Origin of the sequence: Streptosporangium sp. CA-115845 (assembly GCF_050943795.1) — a bacterium.
GTDB lineage: Bacteria > Actinomycetota > Actinomycetes > Streptosporangiales > Streptosporangiaceae > Streptosporangium.
On sequence record NZ_CP191988.1, the window covers coordinates 9,563,219 to 9,582,195 of the forward strand.

17 protein-coding genes are annotated in these 18,977 nt (G+C 69.9%); 9 read left to right on the forward strand and 8 right to left on the reverse strand.

Going from position 1 to position 18,977, the window contains the following annotated elements; all coding sequences use genetic code 11:
- Positions 1-221 precede the first annotated feature (221 nt).
- Entirely contained in the window at positions 222-449 is a 228-nt protein-coding gene (locus ACQP0P_RS45340) for a hypothetical protein (protein WP_433368680.1), read from the forward strand.
- Positions 450-686: 237 nt separating this feature from the next.
- Here the strand turns inward: ACQP0P_RS45340 and ACQP0P_RS45345 are convergent, their stop codons facing one another.
- From ACQP0P_RS45345 to ACQP0P_RS45355, 3 genes are all read right to left on the reverse strand, one after another.
- The gene (locus tag ACQP0P_RS45345; RefSeq protein ID WP_433368683.1) at positions 687-2,588 is read right to left on the reverse strand and encodes a glycoside hydrolase family 15 protein; all 1,902 of its coding nucleotides are present in this window, start codon (positions 2,586-2,588) and stop codon (positions 687-689) included.
- 132 nt (positions 2,589-2,720) lie between these two features.
- The gene (locus ACQP0P_RS45350; protein WP_433368686.1) at positions 2,721-3,095 is read right to left on the reverse strand and encodes a DUF2267 domain-containing protein; all 375 of its coding nucleotides are present in this window, start codon (positions 3,093-3,095) and stop codon (positions 2,721-2,723) included.
- A gap of 94 nt (positions 3,096-3,189) precedes the next feature.
- The gene (locus tag ACQP0P_RS45355) at positions 3,190-4,125 is read right to left on the reverse strand and encodes an AraC family transcriptional regulator (protein WP_433368689.1); all 936 of its coding nucleotides are present in this window, start codon (positions 4,123-4,125) and stop codon (positions 3,190-3,192) included.
- A gap of 186 nt (positions 4,126-4,311) precedes the next feature.
- On the opposite strand from ACQP0P_RS45355, the gene ACQP0P_RS45360 reads away from it, so the two are divergent.
- Positions 4,312-4,827, forward strand: coding sequence for a DUF1772 domain-containing protein (locus ACQP0P_RS45360; protein ID WP_433368692.1), 516 nt, complete (start codon positions 4,312-4,314; stop codon positions 4,825-4,827).
- A 190-nt stretch (positions 4,828-5,017) separates the two neighbouring features.
- Entirely contained in the window at positions 5,018-6,145 is a 1,128-nt protein-coding gene (locus ACQP0P_RS45365) for a serine hydrolase domain-containing protein (RefSeq protein WP_433368695.1), read from the forward strand.
- A 28-nt stretch (positions 6,146-6,173) separates the two neighbouring features.
- On the opposite strand, the gene ACQP0P_RS45370 is transcribed toward ACQP0P_RS45365, so the two are convergent.
- The 5 genes from ACQP0P_RS45370 to recD2 all read right to left on the reverse strand — a co-directional run bounded on the left by ACQP0P_RS45370 (position 6,174) and on the right by recD2 (position 11,822).
- Positions 6,174-7,040, reverse strand: a complete 867-nt coding sequence (locus ACQP0P_RS45370; RefSeq protein ID WP_433368698.1) for an NAD(P)-dependent oxidoreductase — start codon at positions 7,038-7,040, stop codon at positions 6,174-6,176.
- 90 nt (positions 7,041-7,130) lie between these two features.
- The gene (locus ACQP0P_RS45375; RefSeq protein WP_433368701.1) at positions 7,131-8,162 is read right to left on the reverse strand and encodes an ABC transporter ATP-binding protein; all 1,032 of its coding nucleotides are present in this window, start codon (positions 8,160-8,162) and stop codon (positions 7,131-7,133) included.
- Positions 8,159-8,893 (reverse strand): molybdate ABC transporter permease subunit, encoded by a 735-nt coding sequence (gene modB, locus ACQP0P_RS45380; RefSeq protein WP_433382431.1) that lies wholly within the window; start codon positions 8,891-8,893, stop codon positions 8,159-8,161. The genes ACQP0P_RS45375 and modB overlap by 4 nt, the downstream gene beginning before the upstream one ends.
- A gap of 125 nt (positions 8,894-9,018) precedes the next feature.
- Positions 9,019-9,426 carry a TOBE domain-containing protein gene (locus ACQP0P_RS45385; protein WP_364212906.1) on the reverse strand — a complete coding sequence of 136 codons (408 nt, stop codon included), beginning with the start codon at positions 9,424-9,426 and terminating at the stop codon, positions 9,019-9,021.
- A gap of 248 nt (positions 9,427-9,674) precedes the next feature.
- On the reverse strand, positions 9,675-11,822 hold the full coding sequence (recD2, locus tag ACQP0P_RS45390; protein WP_433368704.1) for an SF1B family DNA helicase RecD2: 2,148 nt from the start codon (positions 11,820-11,822) through the stop codon (positions 9,675-9,677).
- A gap of 45 nt (positions 11,823-11,867) precedes the next feature.
- On the opposite strand from recD2, the gene ACQP0P_RS45395 reads away from it, so the two are divergent.
- The 6 genes from ACQP0P_RS45395 (at position 11,868) to ACQP0P_RS45420 (ending at position 18,848) form a co-directional block, all read left to right on the forward strand.
- The gene (locus ACQP0P_RS45395; RefSeq protein WP_433368707.1) at positions 11,868-12,752 is read left to right on the forward strand and encodes a ricin-type beta-trefoil lectin domain protein; all 885 of its coding nucleotides are present in this window, start codon (positions 11,868-11,870) and stop codon (positions 12,750-12,752) included.
- A 216-nt stretch (positions 12,753-12,968) separates the two neighbouring features.
- Positions 12,969-14,177 (forward strand): ROK family transcriptional regulator, encoded by a 1,209-nt coding sequence (locus ACQP0P_RS45400; RefSeq protein WP_433368710.1) that lies wholly within the window; start codon positions 12,969-12,971, stop codon positions 14,175-14,177.
- A gap of 505 nt (positions 14,178-14,682) precedes the next feature.
- Positions 14,683-16,086, forward strand: a complete 1,404-nt coding sequence (locus ACQP0P_RS45405; protein WP_433368713.1) for a M14 family zinc carboxypeptidase — start codon at positions 14,683-14,685, stop codon at positions 16,084-16,086.
- Positions 16,087-16,246: 160 nt separating this feature from the next.
- Positions 16,247-17,137, forward strand: coding sequence for a MurR/RpiR family transcriptional regulator (locus tag ACQP0P_RS45410; RefSeq protein WP_433368716.1), 891 nt, complete (start codon positions 16,247-16,249; stop codon positions 17,135-17,137).
- 335 nt (positions 17,138-17,472) lie between these two features.
- Positions 17,473-18,483, forward strand: coding sequence for a hypothetical protein (locus tag ACQP0P_RS45415; protein WP_433368719.1), 1,011 nt, complete (start codon positions 17,473-17,475; stop codon positions 18,481-18,483).
- Complete coding sequence (locus tag ACQP0P_RS45420) at positions 18,483-18,848, forward strand: GntR family transcriptional regulator (protein WP_355630729.1); 366 nt, start codon at positions 18,483-18,485, stop codon at positions 18,846-18,848. Before ACQP0P_RS45415 ends, ACQP0P_RS45420 begins: the two co-directional genes overlap by 1 nt.
- The last annotated feature ends 129 nt before the right edge of the window (positions 18,849-18,977 follow it).

Below are 18,977 nucleotides of genomic sequence, written 5' to 3' on the forward strand. Positions count from 1 at the left end.
GCGACATTCCCCACCCGCGGGATCGCTTCACATGAGACCGTTATGAAGCAGCGTCACCAAGTCTCACATCTGTCACTTGGGGTCGCTCAATGATCGCCCTGCGCTACGAAGTAAGATAGAAACCCCAATAGGGAGATTCACCTCTCTCCGGCGGGGCACGAGCAGCCAGCCGGCCGGACAGAGAGACGTTCGACGGCCACCCTCAAGGAAGGAAGCCGGCCATGGATCATCAGTCCGTCGTCTGCGTCAAATGTACGGGCGTTCTCCTCGCCACCGACTCCCGCACCTACACGGCACAGCGAGGTCGCCTGATCCTGACCAACGGCTACTGCAGCTGCCCTGCCGCGCAGGCCCCTGCCGAGCCGGTCACCGAGCAGCAGCCCCAGCCCGCGCACACCCCTCAGCAGAACGCGCAGCCCGCAGGCCAGAACTCGATGGTGGTCGCCTAGCGACATCCGCGAAGGGAGCGGTCGCGGCGTCGGGGGGCGTGCGCGACGGCTCGGCCACTCAGCGGCCCCATCTGCTCAGCCGCTGAGTCCCCAGGCCAGCACCACCGACAGACCGCTCGTCGCGAGCAGGCCGACGAGCACCACTATCGCAATCACCCGACGGTTCATACCCGAAAGCCTAGCCAGGCCGTTCGGGTGCTCCCGCACGTCCGCGTGCGGTCATGACCACTCCTACGTCTACATCGGCCAGGCGGTCGGGATGAACTGCTCCCGCTCCGCGCGGATGATGTGGATCACCGCGTTGATGAGTGCCAGGTGGGTGAACGCCTGGGGAAAGTTGCCGAGATGACGCCCGGTCACCGGGTCGATCTCCTCGGCGTAGAGTCCGAGGGCGCTGGCGAAGGAGAGGACCCTCTCGCAGAGCCTGCGGGCCCGGGTGTACTCCCCGACATCGATCAACGCCGAGACGAGCCAGAACGAGCAGATCGTGAAGGTGCCCTCCTCGCCCGACATGCCGTCGTCCGTGTACTCCGTCCTGTAGCGCAGGACCAGGTCGTCGGCCGTCAGTTCGTCGGCGATGGCCAGAACGGTGGCACGGACCCGGGGATCACTGGCCGGCAGGAAGTGCACCAGCGGGATGAGCAGGAGTGACGCGTCGAGCGCGTCGGTGTCGTAGTGCTGCTTGAACACGCCTCGCTCGCTGACGCCGTTGGCGCACACGTCGGCGTGGATCTCGTCGGCGATCGCCTGCCAGCGCGCGGCCAGCTCGAACTCCTCCCTGAGCAGGGCGAGCCGGGTGCCCCTGTCGATCGCCACCCAGCACATGACCTTCGAGGAGGTGAAGTGCCGTGGCTCTCCGCGCACCTCCCATATGCCCCGGTCGGGCTCCTGCCAGTGTCTGATGGCCGACTCGACCTGTCGCTTCAGGATGGGCCAGATCCGCTCGTCCAGGCGGTCCCGCGACCGGGTGTGGATGTAGAAGGAGTCGAGGACGGCGCCCCAGACGTCGTTCTGGCGGTGCTGGTAGGCGTCGTTGCCGATCCGGACGGGCCTGGCGCCCTCGTACCCGTGAAGATGATCGAGGATGCGCTCTTCCAGCTCGCGCTCGCCGTCGATGCCGTACATGACCTGGAGCTCCTCGTCCCGCTCCGCGACGTCGGCGATGAACCAGAAGAAGTCGTCGGCCTCCCAGTCGAAGCCCAGCGTGTAGAGGCCCCAGAGAGCGAGGGTCGAGTCCCTGATCCAGGAGTAGCGGTAGTCCCAGTTGCGGCTGCCGCCCGGGCTCTCGGGCAGCGAGGTGGTCGCCGCCGCGATGAGCGCGCCCGTCGGGGCGAAGGTCAGGCCCTTCAGGGTGAGGGCGCTGCGCTCCAGGTAGCTCCGCCAGTGGTGGTCGGGAAAGTTTCCCCTGGCGAGCCAGTGCTGCCAGTGGTGGGCGGTCCACACCAGCCGCTCGTAGGCCTCCTCGAAGGTGTACGGCGGCTCGTGCACGGTCCACGACAGCGCGCAGAAGCGCGTGTCCCCCTCCTTGAGAAGAGTGCGCGCCGTCGCTCGCCCGGCCTCGAACCCCAGCCGCAGGTCCGTGGTGAGCTTGAGTTCCAGGCTCTGCCCCGGCGCCCGCGCGACCCCCTGGTGGTAACCCCTGTCGGTGTACGACCAGCAGGCGGGGATGCGACCGTAGTCGAACATCGGCTCGCAGCCGATCATTACCTGCGCCTCCCCGCTGACACAGCGCGCCGTGCGGAGCAGCACGTGGGAGGCGTCGTAGTCGGTCGGTGCCCTCCGGTGCGTGTGGGAGAGCTCCTCGTGGTGGTGCCAGGGCCCCACCAGGAGCAGGTCGCGCACGATGATCCAGCCGGTGGGCGTGCCCCAGCTCGTCTCCAGGATCATGGTGCCGGGCAGGTAGCGGCGCGCGGCGGGCACCCTCAGGTCCGCGGGACCGAACCTGAAGCCCCCCGCGCCCCGATCGAGGATGGCGGCGAAGACGCTGGGGGAGTCCATCCTGGGCAGGCAGAGCCACTCGACGTTCCCACTCGGCGCGACCAGCGCGGTGACCTCGCAGTCGGACAGGAACGCGTAGTCGGCGATGGGCGGGAAAGGCGAGGAACCGTGCAGCACGCTCACGGGTGGATCCGTTGTCATGAGCCCTTTCCTCCCCCGGGTCGCCCTGCTCGGGAACACCTGTCGTCACGCCCACCGGTCCGGGATTTCCGGCCCGCGGCGGGGAACCAGGCTGTCCGCTTCGCCAGGCCCCCCGCCCGCCGGCCCCCCGGGTCAGGTGGTGGTCTCCACCATCTCCTGGAATTCCCCGGGAAGCTGTGCCAGAACATGATCGAAAACTTCGTCGTCGACCATCTCGCGCACCGTGACCAGAACGGCCCGCACCCCGGCGGTGGCCTCCTTCTCGGTCAGGCCGGTGCGCTCGCTGACCCGGGTGACGAAGTCGGACAGCCCGAAGTCCTCGATCCTGTCCCGTACGTGAAGCGAACCCCGCAGGGGTTCCGGCAGTGATGTCGCGAGACGCTTGGCCTCCCCCGCGCTCAGCCGATCTCCCAGCATCTCCACGGTCGCGCGAGCGAGGTCCTCCGCCTCCTGGCGCGACAGGGCCGCGCGCTCCGCCACGGCGCGAATGAAGTCCTTGTATTCCATGTCGTCCCCCTCGACCGGCTAGCCTTCCCGGTCGGTACGAGAATGAACACCCAGGTCACGACCTGTGTCGAGGACTTCCTGCTCGGGGAGCTGTCTACCTCGCCCCGGCACGGTGCTCCTGCGGGCTGATCCCGCGTACCCGCTTGAAGGCCGTGCTGAGCGCGAACGAGCTGCCGTACCCGACCTGAGCGGCCACCGCGCCGACCGTGGCGTCGGTCTCACGCAGCAGGTCGGCGGCCATGGCCAGCCGCCAGCCGGTGAGGAAGGCCATCGGGGACTCGCCGACCAGCTCGGTGAAACGGCGGGCCAGGGCCGCGCGGGAGACGCCGGCCCCGGCGGCCAGGGCGGCCACGGTCCAGGGGTGGGCGGGGTTGTTGTGCAGCATGCGCAGGGCCTTGCCCACCACGGGATCGCTGTGGGCCCGGTACCAGGCGGGGGCCCCGGCCTCGGGACGGGAGAACCAGGCCCGCAGGACGGCGATGAGCAGCAGGTCGAGCAGCCGGTCGAGAACGGCCTCCTGCCCCGGCTCGTCCTTGACGATCTCGTTGGCGAGCAGCGGGATGATGGGGCAACTCCAGGCACCTTCCGGCAGGACCAGCAGCGTGGGCAGCGCCTCCAGTAGACGCCGGCTGATCTCCCCGCGCATCTGGTAGGCGCCGGTGAGGATCACCGTCGACCCGTCCGGGCTGTTGCCCCAGGTGCGGACGCCCAGATCCATCGCCTGGGCCAGGTCCCGCCCGTCGAGGGTGGTGCAGTGCTGCCCGGGGTGGATCACCACCTGAGGAGGCGTGGCCGGGTCGTCGGCGACGGTGTAGGGATCGGGACCGCGGATGATCGCGACGTCCCCGGGGCCCAGGCGCACCGCGTCACCGCCGTCGGGGACCACCCACGCCTCGCCCCGCACCATGGCCGCCAGGGCGAGCGGCGCCCGATCCTGAATGCGGAGGGACCAGGGCGGGCTCAGGATCGAGCGGAGCAGGAACGCTCCCCGGGCTCTCGGCCCGTCCAGGAGGTCGGTGAGTGCGTCCACGGACTCACTCTAGACGCTGGAACATGGAATTGCGCTTCTCAACCATGGATCGTCTCACCGTTTCCCGGTTCACTGGCGGTGTGCCGGAAAACACGCACGAGACGCCGCCACCGGCATCCGGGGCGGGACGGCGGCGAGCGTGTCCGATCCGCGGTCGGAGTTTCGACGACAGTCATGGAGGACGTGATGTTGATGCTGTTCCGAGGCGTCGCGCTGGTCGCGGCGACGATCACCGTGGGGCTCATGGCGGGCCTCTTCTACGCCTACACCTGCTCCGTCATGCCCGGCCTGGGCCAGACGGACGACCGGACCTTCGTCGGCGCGATGCGGCGGATCAACGTGGCGATCCTCAACGGCTGGTTCGCCGTCTGCTTCGGCGGCGCGCTGGTGCTGACCGTCCTGGCCGCGGTGCTCCACCTCCACCGGGAGGGACGGCCCGTGCTGCCCTGGATCGTGGCCGCGCTCGTCCTGTACGTGGTGGTGCTCGTCATCACCATGCGGGTCAACGTGCCGCTCAACAACGCGCTCGACGCGGCCGGGGAGCCCGGCGCCGTCGCCGACCTCGCGGCGGTGCGCGAGCGGTTCGAGGCGATGTGGGTTCGCTGGAACCTCGCCCGCACCGTGGCGTGCGTCGCCGCCTTCGGCTGCCTTGCCTGGGCCCTCGTGCTGTACGGGCGCATCGGGCCATCGGGCGGCTCGTGACCCGGGCGGGCTGCCCGCCCGCCCGCGCCTGCCACCGGGAGCCCTCGCCGGGGAGACCTCCCCCGGAGGACTCCGAGCGGTTACCGTATGGGGAACCACCCGGTTCCTGCCAGAGATCTGCCAGAAAAACGTGCCACGATCCCCGCCGTACCCGAGCGGCTCCCCCGCCGCCGAACTCACCGGAGGGAACATGAGAAGGGCCGACATCAGCCGCCGCCTGCGAGGACCGGCCGTCGCGACGATCGCCGCGCTCACCCTGACCGCCGGGGCGACTCCCGCCCTCTCCCAGACGGCACCGGTCTCCTCCACACCGGCCGGCACCGCGGCGAACTCCTTCGACCTCATGTGGCCGTCGGCACATCCGGTCGAACTGCGGAGCGCCCCCAGACGGCTCTCCGTGACCTACACCTACAAGGGACGCGTGCACACCCTTGACAGCTTTCTCGCCCGGACGAAGACCAACGGCTTCGTCGTCCTGGACGGCCAGAAGATCGTGAACGAGCGCTACGTCCAGGCCGATCCCGATACCCGGTTCCAGTCCTGGTCCATGGCGAAGTCCTTCACGTCGGCCGCGGTCGGCATCGCCCTGCACGAGGGGCACATCCGCTCGATCGACGAACCGGTGACCGGCTACCTGCCCGAACTACGCGGCTCGGGCTACAACGGGGTGTCCATCCGCGACCTGCTGCGGATGTCGTCGGGAATCGACTGGGACGAGCGCTCCGACGTACCGGACCTGCACAAGAATGTCATCCGGGGCCGGTCGGTCACGAAACTGGCGGCGCGGCAGGTACGCGGCTGGGAGCCCGGCAGCAGGTTCGAGTACACGAGCATGAACTCCTTCGTGCTCGCCAAGCTCGTCAGCCGCGCCACGGGCACGCCGTACCACCGGTACGTGGAGAAGAAGATCTGGAAGCCCGCCGGCATGGCGTCCACGGCACGCGTCGACAGCGACTCAGCCGGCGACAGCCTCGGCTACTGCTGCTACCACGCCACCGACCGCGACTTCGCCCGGTTCGGCCTGCTCTACCTCTACGAGGGGAAGGCCGGAGGGCGCCAGGTGGTGCCGCGCTCCTGGATCAGGAAGTCGACCACGCCCTCTTCCTCCTCCAACCCCGGCTACGGGCTGCACTGGTGGCTCGGCGGTGGTGGCCAGGGCGACTTCATGGCCGCCGGATTCGGCGGGCAGTACATCTACGTCTCACCCAGGCACGGGGTGGTCGTCGTCAAGTCGGCCCGCTCCAACTCGGCCCAGAACCAGGAGGAGACGCTGGCCGCGTTCCGCGCCGTGGCCGCCGAGGTGGCGAGAACCCGCTGACGCCGGGCCGGCCGCGAGAGGACATGCCCTAGCGTGATCCGCCGCGCAGCAGCTCGACGATCGCGCCGATGTCGGCGTCGCCCCAGCCGCGCTCGGCCGCCTCCTCGTAGCGCCGCTCGACCAGCCGGGCGATGGGCAGCTCAAGACCGCTCGACTCGGCCAGCTCTGCGGCGAGCCGCACGTCCTTGGCGGCGAGCCGCGTCGTGAACCACCCCTGGTGGTCGCCGGCCAGCACGTCGTCGATCCGGTTGTGCAGGGCGGGCGCGACGGTGGGCCACTGGAAGAGGAAGTCGCGCAGCAGCACGTTGTCGAGGCCGGCGGCCCGGCTCGTGACCGTCACCTCGGCGAGCGCCGCGATTCCGGACATGAGCAGGTAGTTGTTCAGCAGCTTGAAGGCGAGTGCGGCGCCGGGATCGGCACCGCAGTAGGAGTAGGAGGCGAAGGCCTTCGTCCACACCGGCTTCAGCTCGTCGACGAGGTCGCGCTCGCCACCCACCAGGACCGTGGCCTTCCCCTCGGCGACGGCCGAGGGACCGCCGAGCACAGGGGCCGCCACGAATCGGCCTCCCGGCACCAGGTCCCGCATCTCGCGGGCCGTGGCCGGGGCGACGGTGCTCAGGTCGGCCACGACCGGCCTGGTCGACTCGATCGGGCCGGCCTGGACGAGCTGGGCCATCACCTCGCGGACCGCCCGGCCGTCGGCGAGCGACAGCAGCACCGCATCGGCCGCCCGCGCCGCCTCTCCAAGCGAGGCCACCTCGACGGCGCCGAGGCTGACCGGCTCGTCCGCCCGGCCCGGCGTGCGGTTCCACACCGTGACCTGGAAACCGAGCCCCAGCAGCCGCCGGGCCAGTGCCCGCCCCATCATGCCCATCCCGAGCACGGCAACGCGCATAGGTCATCCCCCCTCCACGTCATTATGCGCACCGGGGTTCCGGCGGCCGTGCCGCCACGCGGATCGCCGTCCGTCCCGCCGACCACGGCGTCAGAACGGGTAGACGTGGGTCTCGGTGGCCTTGACCGACGCCCAGATCCGCTGTCCGGGGGTGAGGTCGAGGTCGGCGACGGCGGCGGGGGTGACGTCGGCCGCGGCGGCGATCGGCCCGGCCAGGTGGATGCGGACGCTGTCGCCGTGCCGTTCGATCCCCTCGATCGTGGCCTGCCAGAGGTTGCGCGGGCTGCCGTCGGGGCGGGTCCGGTACAGCGCGACCGCGCTGGGCGGGAAGGCGACGAACGCGGGGCCCTCCAGCTGCTCGGCGACGCTGAAGAGCACCTCTCCGACGGAGACCTGCTGTCCGGCGGCGGTGCCCCGGTAGAGGTTGAGGCCGACCAGGCGGGCGACGTAGTCGGTACGCGGGCGCCGGGCGATCTCGGCGGGGGTGCCCTGCTGCACGACGGCGCCGTTCTCGATGACGACCAGGCGGTCGGCGAGCACCATGGCGTCCAGCGGATCGTGGGTGACCAGGACCGTCGCGCCGCCGAAGTCGGCCAGGTGGCGGCGGAGCTGGGAGCGGATCTCCAGGCGGGTGTGGGCGTCCAGGGCCGCCAGCGGCTCATCCATCAGCAGCAGGCGAGGCTCCACCGCGAGGGCGCGGGCCAGCGCGACGCGCTGGGCCTGACCGCCGGAGAGCTGCCGGGGCCTCATCGTGGCGTGCCCGGCCAGGCCGACGCGCTCCAGCCAGACCGCGGCACCGCGCCGCGCCTCCGCCCTGGAGGCGCCACGGCAGCGGGGCCCGAAGGCGACGTTGTCCAGCGCGGACAGGTGCGGGAAGAGCAGGTAGTCCTGGAAGACCACACCGATCGGGCGTCGTTCGGCCGCCAGGGTGTGCAGCGCCTCGCCGTCCAGGCTGATCTGCCCGCCGGACAGGGCGGTGAGCCCGGCCAGCGCGCGCAGCGCCGTGGTCTTGCCCGCGCCGTTGGGGCCGAGCAGGGCGACGACCTGTCCCGCGGCGACCTCCAGCTCGATGTCCAGGTGGAAGCGGGGTCTGGTGACGACAAGACGGGCACTCAGGGTCACGGAACACTCACCCACCGCTCGCGCAGGCCGGCCAGGATGATCACCGAGACGGCGAGCAGGACGAGGCTGAGCACGATCGCGGCCTCGGGTTCGGTCTCCAGGGCGAGGTAGACGGCCAGCGGCATGGTCTGGGTCCGGCCGGGGAAGTTGCCGGCGAAGGTGATGGTGGCGCCGAACTCGCCGAGCGCGCGGGCCCAGCACAGCACGGCTCCGGCGACGATGCCGGGGGCGATCAGGGGCAGGGTGACCCGGCGGAAGATGATCCAGCGGGACGCTCCCAGCGTCGCGGCGGCCTCCTCGAAGCGCAGGTCGGCCGCGCGCAGCGCGCCCTCGACGCTGATGACCAGGAACGGCATGGCGACGAACGCCTCGGCGACGACGACTCCCGCCGTGGTGAACGGCAGGGTGATGCCGAAGGTGGCGTCCAGCCACTGGCCGATCAGGCCGCGCCGCCCCAGCACGAGCAGCAGGGCGACCCCGCCGACCACCGGGGGCAGCACGAGGGGAACCGTGATCAGCGCCCGCACCAGGCGGCGGCCGGGGAAGGCGACCCGGGCCAGCAGCCAGGCCAGCGGCACGCCGAGGAGCAGGCATACCAGCGTGGCCAGGGTCGCGGTCACCAGCGACAGGCGCAGCGCCTCCAGCACATGGGGCTCGCCCAGCCTCTCGACCAGGGTGGACCAGGGGGCGCGCACCAGCAGCCCGGCCGGCGGCAGCGTCAGGAAGACCATGCCGGCCACCGCGGGCAGCACCAGCACCCAGGGCAGGCGACCCGCCACCCCACCGGAAGGGGCACCCGCCGTACCGCTGGGCGGACCGCCCGCCCCGCCACGTGCCCCGCCGCTCACCTTGGCTGTCAGCTCGCCGTACGGGCGTGGTCGGGAATCTCCACGACGACGTTGGTGGACTTGATCACGGCGACCGCCATCACCCCCACCTCCAGGCCCAGCTCGTCGGCGGCCTGGCGGCTCATCAGCGACACCACCCGGTAAGGACCTGCGGCGATCTCCACCTGGGCCATCACCGCATCCTTGATCACCTCGGTCACGATCCCGCGGAAACGGTTCCGCGCCGAGGAGAGCCCCGAGCCGTTCTCGGACTCGATCTGGGCACGCGCGAACGCCGCCAGATCCGCACCCGCCACCATCCGGTGACCGTGCTCGTCCCGCCGGGCCGCGAGCCGCCCGGCGTCCACCCAACGGCGGACGGTGTCGGGACTCACCCCCAGCAGCGCGGCGGCCTCACTGATCCGAAACGTCGTCACAACAATCACCATACCTTTGCATATGCAGGTCTTTATCCCCGTATCTCATGGCAGACGCGCACTCCAGGACGGGCGCACCATGATCTGGCACCTCATCTTCGCCCTCCGAGGGAGCCGGACGACCCGGTTGAGCCCTCCCGCTCACCCGTCGTCATGTTCGGCGATTCCCTGCCGGGCTCACCCGGCATGGTTCCGGTGTTCGAAACGGCCAGGGCCTGGCCGGCGCCTGCCCCGGCCGGAGGTCCTCGTCAGTCATCGGTCAGAACGGTGCCGAGGCTCAGCGCGAGCCGGCGGGCGAGCCCGGTGTTGCGGCGGTGGCCGAGCCGCTGGACGGCCGACTCCAGAGCCTTGCGCTCGCCGACGACGACCACCCAGGACCGTGCCCGGGTGATCAGGGTGTAGAGCAGCTTGCGGCGGAGCATGACGCCGCCGGACTCGGTGACCAGCGGCGCGACCACGAAGGGATACTCACTGCCCTGGGAGCGGTGGATGCTGATGGCGTACGTGTGGGTCAGCTCGTCGAGCTCGCCGAAGCCGTACTTCACGATCTGCCCGTCGTCGGTGCGGATCTCGACGAGCCTCTCCTCAGGGGTGATGGCGGTGACCGTGCCGGTGTCTCCGTTGAAGACACCCTTGTCGTAGTTGTTGCGGATCGGCATGACCCGGTCGCCGACCCGGAAGACCGAGGCGCCCGACCAGTGCTCCGCGACTCCCTCGCGAGCCGGGTTGAGCCGCTCCTGGATCATCCGGCCGATCTCGGCGGTCCCGGTCAGGCCCCTGCGCATCGGGCACAGCACCTGGACCTGGTCCGGACTCACCCCCTGCTTGCGCGGGATCGCCACCGTCGCCAGGTGCGTCACCCGCTCGGCGACCTGCTCGGGGTCGTCGACCTCCTCGAACCAGAAGCCCCCGCCACCGGGGATCGGAGGCACCTCTCCGGTCCGGACCCGGTGGGCGGCCCTGATGATCCCGCTCCCCTCGGCCTGGCGGAAGACGCGGGTCAGCCGGATCCGCGCGATCTCCTCGACCCGCAGCAGGTCGGCCAGCACGCTGCCGGGGGCGATGCTGGGCAGCTGGTCACTGTCGCCCACGATCAGCAGGTGACTGCCCACCGGGATGACCGCGGTGAGCCGGGTGGCCAGGTGCAGGTCCAGCATGGAGGCCTCGTCGACCACGATCAGGTCGGCCTGCGCGGGTGTCTGCTCGAACAGCGCACCGCTGTCGAGGTCCGGCTGGTGGGCCAGCATCCGGTGCACGGTCATCGCGGGCATGCCGGTGAGCTCCGACAGGCGCTTGGCCGCCTTGCCGGTCGGCGCGGTAAGGGTCACCGAGCCGCCCATCGCCTTCGCGGTCGCCGCGATGGTCCTGACGGTATGGCTCTTCCCGCAGCCTGGACCGCCGGTGATGATGGACACGGTGCTGGTCAGCGCCATGTTCACCGCCGCCCGCTGATCCTCGTCCAGCCCGGGATCCTCCTGGAAGGCGCGCATCGGCAGCGTCGAAGTGGCCTGGACGAGCCTGGTCAGCTGGGCGGTCAGGGTGAGTTCGCGGCTGTGGGTCTCCTTCAGGTACACCACGGCCTGCCCCGCCTCGTCGGGCGACACCTCGACGACCACCCTGCGGTCGGCGACGAGGGCGTCGAGCATCCGGCGGACGAGGTCGTGGTCCTGCTCGACCAGTTCCGCGGACCGGGTGACCAGGGCGATCAGCCGTACGTAGCAGTGCCCGTCGCGGCTGGCCGCCGTCTCCAGCCTGTCCAGGATCGCCGCCTTGATCCGCTGCGGGCTGCTCTCGGAGACCCCGGAGCGCAGGGCGATCCTGTCGGCCGTGGTGAACGCGATGCCCCTGACCTTGCCGATGAGCCGGTACGGATCGGAGGTGAGGATGTCTCCCGACTCGGCTCCGAACACCTGGTAGATCTTGGCCGCGAGCAGCGGGCTGATCCCGAACCCCTGCAGGGTCACCATCAGCTCGGCGATCGCCTTCTGTTCCTGCCACGCGTCGGCGATCTGGGCCTGCCGCGCGGGGCCGATGTTGACGACCTCGGTGAGCCGTTCGGGTTCGGTGTCGATGACGGTCAGCGTCGTGTCACCGAAGTGGCTGACGATGGCGTGGGCGAGCCTCGGCCCGATACCCCGGATCAGACCGGAGCCCAGATAGATCCGGATGGCCCTGACCGTGGCCGGGACCAGCCGCTCGCACGCCGTGACCTCGAAACGCCTGCCGTGCCGCGGATGCTCGCCCCACGCGCCGACGAGCCGGAGCGTCTCCCCCGGCTGGACCCCGCCCAGAGCCCGGCCGGAGGCGACGAAGCCGGGCATGCCCTCGGCGCTCATCCGCGCGATCGTGTACTCGTCCTCCCGGACGTACACCAACTGCTCGACAGACGCCTCCACGACAGAGAGCCAACCCTCCTCTTCGCCCTTCGCGCATCAGACTAGGTGACCCGGTATCCCCGCAAGGCGTCACGCCAGTTCAGCACCGAGCACTCGGGCGGCACCTGGATCGGCAACCAGCACAACGAGGATCTCTCCGACATCGTCAGCTACGCCCGCAACTGGAGCGGCAGCCTGGTCAAGTGGAGCCTCGCGCTCAACCAGAGCATGGGACCGCACAACGGCGGCTGCGGCACCTGCACCGGCCTGATCACCGTCCAGGAGGGCGGCTCCCGCGCCGGCCAGGTCGACTACACCATCGAGTACTACACGACCGGCCACCTCACCAAGTTCGTCAGGCCCGGGGCCCACCGGATCGACTCCACCGCCAACGGCACGATCCAGAACGTCGCCTGGCGCAACCCCGACGGCTCCAAGGCCCTGATCGCGCACAACGGCGGCACCTCCGCCCAGTCCGTCCGGGTCAACTGGGGCAACCAGTCCTTCGTCTACTCTCTGCCCGCCCGTACCACCGCCACCTTCAGCTGGGCCGGTACCTCGGCGGGCACCGGCGGCACCATCACCGGCCTGGGCGGCAAATGCGTGGACGTCGCGGGCGGCAGCAGCGCCGACGGCGCCGCCGTCCAGCTCTACACCTGCAACGGCACCGCCGCCCAGCAGTGGACCCGCCCCGGCGACGGCACGCTCCGCGCGCTCGGCAAGTGCCTGGACGTCGTCGACAACGGCACGGCCAACGGCAGCCGGCTCCAGTTGTGGACCTGTTTCGGCGGTCCCAACCAGCAGTGGGCCTACAACCCGACGACCAGGGACCTGGTGAACCCCGCGACGAACAGGTGCGTGGACGTCACCGGTAACACCAGCGCCGACGGCACCCGCCTCCAGCTGTGGGACTGCGGCGGCGGCGCGAACCAGAAGTGGACGCTCTCCTGACCTGAGTGTCGCGGACGTGCCCCGTCCAGATGACGGGGCACGTCCGCGGTCTTTTCCGCCGGCTCGTCGGTGCGGTGCGAGCAGGCGGCCGACGCCCTGTCGACCGGATCCGCGCCCATGAACGACCTGACGATTCCGCGGAGTGCGCTAAGAATCTAGAATCACCATTGTCGTCAAGCACAACGGCGACAGCCCCGAGTCGTCAGGATCCCCACGATGCTGAAAGCCGGTCCGTCCCAGGAGGAGATCCGCCAGCACAATCTGGGCACCCTGCTCCGGCATGTTCACCTCGGCGGCCCGGTCTCCCGCACGGTGCTGGCCGATCGGATGGGGCTGAACCGCAGCACGATCATGGCGTTGACCTCGGAGCTCACCTCGGCGGGCCTGGTCCGCGAGGAACTCCCCAAGGAGACCGGCAGGGCGGGCCGGCCGTCGCTGGTGGTCCGGCCGGAGTCCGACCGGGTGTACGTGCTGGCGTTTGACGTCGCCGTGGACCGGCTGGTCGCCGCCAGGGTCGGGCTGGGCGGGAAGATCCTGGACCGCAGGGAGGCAGTCCGGGCGCGCGCCGGGGCCGACCTCGACGACGTGGTCGAGGTGCTCGCCGGGTTGGCCCGCCGGATACACCGCGAGGCGGCTCCGGACTCGGTCTGCGTCGGAGTCGGCGCGGCCTACTGCGGCATGATCCGGCCCGGTGACGGGATGGTGCGTTTCGGGCCGAACATGGGCTGGGTGGACCAGGCCTTCGGTGCCGAACTCGGTCTCAGGCTGGGGCTCGGGCTGCCGGTCTCGGTGGGCAACGAGGCCCACCTGGGCGCGCTGGCCGAGCACGAACGCGGGGTGGGCATCGGCTTCGCGAACCTGGTCTACCTGCACGGGGATGTCGGCGTGGGGGGCGGGATCATCGTCGGCGGCAAGCTGCTGGACGGCGACGGCGGGTACGGCTGCGAGCTCGGGCACATGATAGTGAACCCGTACAACGGGCGGCCCTGCGGATGCGGCTCGCGAGGCTGCCTTGAGGCGGAGGTCGGCGAGCAGGCCCTGCTCGACGCCGCCGGCCGGGCCTCCGAACTGGTCGGCCACGACGGCATCCGGGCCGTGGTGGACGCCGCCGACCGCGGCGACCTCGCGGCCCAGAACGCGCTGGACCGGATCGGCGACTGGCTCGGCATCGGGGTGGCGAACCTGATCAACCTCTTCAACCCCGGATTAGTGATCTTCGGCGGGATGCTGCGTGACATCTACCGGGGCTCGGCGGCCCAGGTCCATCGCCGGGTGGCGGCCAATGGGCTGGTGATCTCCCGGGAGAAGGTACAGCTCCGCACCTCGGCTCTCGGGAACGACGTCACCCTGATCGGCGCGGCCGAACTCGCCTTCTCCGAAATACTGGCCAGCCCCCTGGAAGTGCTCGCCCGTACGACGTCATGACCAGGTGTTCTCCCTGACCGTCGTACCGATCGAGCCGCTGCCCGCGACGTCCCCGGGAACCAGTCGGCCCCATTTTGTAACAGACCCTTAACCACCATATGGCCCATGTCCCGATTAACGTGGCACCCAACGACCCACCACCGCACCTGAGCACCCGCACGCCCCCCACCCGATCCGAGGCGAGGCTCACCCGCCCGGCGACGCCCCGCCCGCTCCGGCCGCGTTTCGAAGACATCCCTCACCTCCGACATTCCACACATGTGCGGAAATACCATCGGCACAGCTGGTTGACAACCATACATTCATAGCTAAGACTAACTGAAAGTTTGCAATCAACGGTCGATAGTCGGTTATCCAAGGGCGCTCCCGAAAGAACAGAGCGGGAAGAAACGCGCGTTTCTGATGCCAATTCGTCCGTGGCTAGAAAGGTCCTTTCAGCATGTCTTCAAGAGACTCGCAGTCCCCCGCGACCTGGAGCGCCAAGAAACGCGTTTTGACGCTTGCGTTGAGCGTCGGACTTCTGGGAAGTCTCAGCATTCCGGCGGCCACCACCACCTTCGCCGAGTCCACCGACATCGCAGCGACCGCCCAGCTGCTGGCGGCGCAGTCAGCGACGCTGCCCAGCGGCCGGACCACCTACCGGACGATCACCGACTACAACGCCGAGATGCTCGCGCTGAGCAGTCAGCACCCCGACCTCGTCAAGCACATCACCTTGCCGCACAAGACCCGCCAGGGCCGCGAGGTGTACGGCATCGAGGTGACCCGCGACGTCAACGCCTCCGACGGCAAGCCCGTCCTGTTCATGATGGGGATGCACCACGGGAACGAGTGGCCCTCGGGTGAGCACACCCTGGAGTTCGCCTACGACCTGGTGAACAACTCCACCACGGACCCGAAGGTCAAGAGCCTGCTCGACCGGGCACGGGTCATCTTCGTCCCGGTCGTCAACGTGGACGGGTTCGTCATCAACCGGCGTACCAGCTGCGGCCTCTCCCCGACGTGCGCCAGCAGCGGCGGAGTCGACATCAACCGCAACTACCCCTTCGGCTGGGGCAGCAACGCGGGTTCCAACGTGACGAACCGCGGCCCGGCGCCGGCCTCCGAGCCCGAGGTGCGGAACATCATGGACCTGACCACGAACAACCAGGTCACCGTCCTGATCACGAACCACACCTCCGGTCACACCCTGCTCCGTCCGCCGCTGGAGAAGCGCGCGGGCGACACCCCGGACGAGGCCGTCTACGCCGCCCTGACCGACGCGATGGCCGCCAAGAACGGCTACGTGGGCATGAAGTCGGGCTTCGACTACGAGACGACCGGCGAGACCCCGGACTGGTCGTACTACGCCACCCGCGGCCTCGGTTTCACGTACGAGATCATGAAGACCCAGTCGACCAACAACACCTACCCCGAGGTGATCGAGGACTACCTCGGCACCGGTCGCTACGAGGGCAAGTCGAACCGTGAGGCGTTCATGGTGGCCCTGGAGTACGCGGCGGACCCCGCGGGGCACTCCGTGATCACCGGCAAGGCGCCGAAGGGCGCGGTGCTGACGATCACGAAGGACTTCGACCTGTGGACCGCGCCGATCCGGCAGACGAGCACCGTCCTCGACCCGCCCCAGGCCGTCCCCACCCACCTGGAGTCCAGCCTGGTCGCCCCGACCAACGGCAAGTTCACCTGGCACGTCAACCCGTCGGTGCGGCCGGTCCCGGCCTACACCGAGAACGGTGTCGTCGCCACCGGCCCGGGCAACTTCCTCCAGGAGAGCTGGACGCTCACCTGTGCCCGTCCGAACGGCGAGGTCCTTGAGACGGTGAAGGTCACCGTCGACAGGGGCGAGCAGGTCGATGTGCGGCTGCAGGAGTGCAAGACCCGCTTCAACGGCAACGGCCCGAAGCACTGAGCGCGCCCCGATAAGCCGGGCGGTCCCCTGTGGGGGGCCGCCCGGCGCCGCTTTCGCCCCACATTCTTGACGTCATGCGGCCAAAACCCGATCACCTTGCCCGCCGGGCGGTGAGAATCATCGCTGGGTCCGTCACTTCACGGGGAAGGGAAGTTCAAGAATGGGGCACGCCAGAGAGACCGGCCAGCCGCTCGCCGTGCCGGACGCGTCGCGGATCGCCGCGAACCTGCGCGGGCTCTTCGACGACCACCGGCTCTCCCCCTCACAGCGCCGGATCGCGCGCTACCTGCTTGAGCACGCGCAGGAAGCCGTCTTCTTCACCAGTGCCGACATCGCCGAGCGGGTGGGCGTCAGCCAGCCGTCGGTCACCCGCTTCGCCGCCGCGCTCGGCTTCAGAGGGTTCCCCGAGTTCCGGGACGCGCTCCGCTCATCGGTGTTCGGCGGCGCACAGCCGGCGCCGCCCGCGGAGGACCTCAACGAGATCCAGGAACTGGTCACCTCCGAGATCCGCGACCTTGAACGACTGCGGGACAGCCTCCGGGACCTGAGTCAGCTCCGGGAGGTGGCGGGTCAGCTGGCCAGGTCGCGTCCTCTCCTCGTGATGGGACTTCGGATCTCCGCACCGCTGGCGCACCTGTTCGGCCATCTCGCGGAGAAGGTGCTCCCCGACGTACGGGTGCTGGACATCGCGGGCTCGATCGCGGAGGACCGGCTGAGCCGGGCGGCGGACTCCGGAGCCGAATGGGTGCTCGCCATCGGGTTGCCGCGCTACCCGCGCGAGCTGGAACAGGGGCTCACCTGGGCACGTCGGGTCGGGCTGAAGGTCGCCCTCATCACCGACCAGCCGGTGGGCCGGCTCACCGAGCTCGCGGACGAGGTCCTGCTCGCACCGGTGAGCTCTGATTTCGCCTTCGACTCCCACGCCGGTCCCACGGTTCTGTGCACCGCGCTGCTCCACACCATGCTGGACACCCTGGCCGCCGAAGGACAGACCCGGCTGGAGTCCTTCGACGACAGCGCGACGGAACGCCAGATCTTCCTCCCCTACTGAAGGCACCGAACGGGGTCGCTCACTCGCGTTCAGCGGAGACCGGCGTCGCGCACCTTCATCGCGACCTGGACACGGTTGCCGGCCCCCAGCTTGGCGAAGATGCGAGTTGGGCATCCCTCGACATGAATGCCTACAGCCTGGCCGCGATCCGCTCGACGCCCGGCCCGGACAGGCCCGCGAGTCCGGCGGCTCGTCCGGTCGCCAGCAGGAGCAGGTCGGCCGCCGGCCCTCGAACCTCGTCCGGCCTTCGCCAGGTAGGAGCGGGAAGCCTCCTGTCACCGTTCAGGAACTGTTTGCACTGTTATATTCAATAGCAAACAGTTGGAGGTTGAGCCATGTTCATCCCCATCCCCTCCGCGTCCCTTTACCACCCCGATCACGCCGCGCCAGGCAGGGTCCGCCGCCTGATCCTGACGGCCGCCGGCCCGCTACTCCTGCTGATCGTGCCCATGGCCCTGGTCACCCTGTACGGGGAGCGCCTTCCCGACCGCGTCTACCTCCAGAACTGGGCCATCGACACCGGCCACGAACCCACCTGGCAGGGTTGGGTCTCACAACCCCTCTGGGGGGCGATGGTGTGGCTCGAAGCGCTGCTCATCGTCTCGTTCCTGTACCACTGGCGCCTGCCTCAGGTCCAGCGGGCCCTGGTGGCCGGAAGCTTCCTCATCGGCGTGGCCACTCCGGTGTCCGGCGCGCTGTGGCTGCTGATGCTGGTCGACGCCCCGGGTCCCGTGGCCCGGCCCGCCTGGCTCCTGATGGTGGAGATCGCCGCCGCCGCGGGGGCGCTCGCCCTGGGCTGGGCGGCGGCGGGTCCGCTGCCGCCGGAGCCCGAGACCACCGCCGCACCGCCGCCGCATGCGCCCACCATGACGCTCGGCCCGTGGCAGCGTGCCATGTTCGTGACCTCCGCCTGGTCGGCCCGGAGGCTGCTGGTCGCCGCGGTGCTGGCCGCGGTCACCGCATGGACCGTGTCCGAGGGCTCCGGTGCATGGCAGGGCACGACGGTGCTGGCGCTGTGGACGGTCTTTGAAATGGCACAGGCGCGTACCCGTCTGCAGATCGACGGCTCGGGGGTCACGGTGAAGGCCCCCTGGCTACCCGCCCTACGCCGGACGGTGCCGTACCCGAGGATACGATTCGCCGAGGCCAGGAGCGAAGCTCCCGACGGGCGGTACAAGCTGGACGACAGTGATGCGGGCTGGGGTGTCGTCGGCGGGAAGGGGCCGGTGCTCGTCCTGTCGTTGAGTGACGACCGGCGGTTCGTCTACTCCACGCGCGAAGCGGAGACGGCGGCCGCGCTGGTCAACGGATGGCTGAGCAGGCAACGACGGGCGGAGACGGCGTAGTGCTGATCACAGTTGACCCCTCATCGGCACAGTCGCTCGCCGACCAGGTGGCGGCCTCCGTACGCGCCGCGCTGGCCAATGGCACGGCGGCCCCCGGAGACCGGCTCCCTTCGGCGCGCAACGTGGCCACCACCCTCGGCATCAACCTGCACACCGTGCTACGGGGCTACCAGCAGTTGCGCGACGAGGGACTGGTGGAACTACGTCGTGGCCGAGCGGCTGTCATCACCGACACGGCCGACCGGTTCCGCCTCCGACTCGCCGCGGCGGCCGAGGAGTTCGCCAGGGTCGCTCTGCACACCGGAGCCTCCGAAGAGGAAGCACTCGTCGCAGCCCGGAAGGCGTTGCTCGCCATGCGAGCCTGACCGGAAACGACCCGCGGTTCCGCTGAGGCGGACCGCCGCAGACCGATCGCGCGAATCAGGGACGCCTTCGGCTGACAAAGATCTCAATCGGCACGCCTCGGGGCATGGTCTCCGAGGCGTTTCCGTTTT

Bases quoted from the DNA above. Each gene is read 5' to 3' on its own strand.
- modB (WP_433382431.1), bottom strand. From the start codon at position 8,893: ATGGTCTTCCTGACGCTGCCGCCGGCCGGGCTGCTGGTGCGCGCCCCC.
- ACQP0P_RS45340 (WP_433368680.1), top strand. From the start codon at position 222: ATGGATCATCAGTCCGTCGTCTGCGTCAAATGTACGGGCGTTCTCCTC.
- ACQP0P_RS45410 (WP_433368716.1), top strand. From the start codon at position 16,247: ATGGGGCACGCCAGAGAGACCGGCCAGCCGCTCGCCGTGCCGGACGCG.
- ACQP0P_RS45345 (WP_433368683.1), bottom strand. From the start codon at position 2,588: ATGACAACGGATCCACCCGTGAGCGTGCTGCACGGTTCCTCGCCTTTC.
- ACQP0P_RS45370 (WP_433368698.1), bottom strand. From the start codon at position 7,040: ATGCGCGTTGCCGTGCTCGGGATGGGCATGATGGGGCGGGCACTGGCC.
- ACQP0P_RS45350 (WP_433368686.1), bottom strand. From the start codon at position 3,095: ATGGAATACAAGGACTTCATTCGCGCCGTGGCGGAGCGCGCGGCCCTG.
- ACQP0P_RS45365 (WP_433368695.1), top strand. From the start codon at position 5,018: ATGAGAAGGGCCGACATCAGCCGCCGCCTGCGAGGACCGGCCGTCGCG.
- ACQP0P_RS45400 (WP_433368710.1), top strand. From the start codon at position 12,969: ATGCTGAAAGCCGGTCCGTCCCAGGAGGAGATCCGCCAGCACAATCTG.
- ACQP0P_RS45415 (WP_433368719.1), top strand. From the start codon at position 17,473: ATGTTCATCCCCATCCCCTCCGCGTCCCTTTACCACCCCGATCACGCC.
- ACQP0P_RS45360 (WP_433368692.1), top strand. From the start codon at position 4,312: ATGTTGATGCTGTTCCGAGGCGTCGCGCTGGTCGCGGCGACGATCACC.